This window comes from Neisseria sp. P0022.S009 (assembly GCF_051956675.1).
Classification (GTDB): domain Bacteria; phylum Pseudomonadota; class Gammaproteobacteria; order Burkholderiales; family Neisseriaceae; genus Neisseria.
Genome location: NZ_JBQCXE010000022.1, coordinates 1 through 1,231, shown reverse-complemented (window position 1 = coordinate 1,231; position 1,231 = coordinate 1). Strand labels below are relative to the sequence as shown.

The following is a 1,231-nucleotide window of genomic DNA, read 5'->3' as shown; positions in this document are numbered from 1 at the left end:
CGTGGTGTTTGAAGACGGCGACAATGATGTCGGGAATGGTTTGGTGTTGGAACAGCCGGGAAGTTTGGAAATGTTTTAAAGCCGCGAAGCGCGGCTCTAAAACAAAGCGGTAAACGGTTTCATCCTTGGAGACGGACAACTTCTCGCATGAGGTGATAATGCCCTGCCATTGCTTCGCCGGCGGGTCGTCTGAAGCAGCCCCGAATGCCCCGGCCACTTCCGACAGTAAGCCTTCTTGCGGACGAATCTCAAAGGCTGCGCGCTGGTTGAGGTAGGAAGAAAGCGGCAGCGAGGAATCGGTGGAAGTGGCGGTAATTTCGACACGGTAGGCGGTATTGACCGCTTCGGAGGCGGTGAAGGAGCGGACTGAAAGTGAGGGGGAGAAACGGGCAAAGGTAAGATGGTAGGATTGGCGGGCGGTCATAAGGGTAATATCCGACTGACGATGAACACTGTATGGTAACGGGGATAATGCCGATGGTAAAGCGAATGGGATGAATGGGGAAAAGGCCGTCTGAACGGTTGAAATAAGGGATAAAATACCATTTTACCCTGCCCTATTCCACCATTCAGGGAAAAAGTGGTAAATTAAGCAGTCACATTTCTCTTAAAAACCATTGATTTTATACTAAAAATTGGAGTACTATACGGAATCTTTTAAGATTAACCAATAGTTAACGAACAGGAATAAACAACGGCGATTGTTAGGTATAGGGAAAAACTACATAATTTATATTATGTTAAATTCATGACGCTAGTATTTTAGTCTGCTAACTCCTGTTTCTTTCAGTAGTACAATCACTTACAGAATCTAAAAACAAAAAGGCCGTCTGAAAGGTTTTTCAGACGGCCTGAGACCTTTGCAAAATTCCTTTTCCCCCAACAGCCGAAACCAAAACAAAGATTTTCGGCTGTTTTTGTTTCAAATATCCATTGATTCTACTCAAATACCCCCTTAATCCCCCTTGGATACCCGATTAATCAGGCATCCGGGCCGCCTTTTAGGCAGCAACAGGCGCACTTAGCCTGTTAGCCGCTTTCAACAGGTTTAAACACATCGTCTTCAGATGGCTTTGCGCACTCACTTTAATCAGTCCGAAATAAGCTGCCCGCGCATAGCGGAATTTACGGTGCAGCGTACCGAAGCTTTGTTCGACTACATAACGGGTCTTCGACAAATATCGGTTACGTTTGGTTTGCGCTTCCGTCAGCGGATGTTTGCGGTGTGCTT

At 46.5% G+C, this 1,231-nt stretch carries 2 protein-coding genes; both read right to left on the bottom strand.

The window, feature by feature from the left end:
* The coding region (locus tag ACTHUG_RS11235; RefSeq protein ID WP_440386796.1) for a contractile injection system protein, VgrG/Pvc8 family at positions 1 to 424 on the bottom strand (424 nt) is incomplete at its 3' end.
* 577 nt (positions 425 to 1,001) lie between these two features.
* Positions 1,002 to 1,231: transposase (locus ACTHUG_RS11230; protein WP_440419716.1), on the bottom strand; the 230-nt coding region annotated here is incomplete at its 5' end.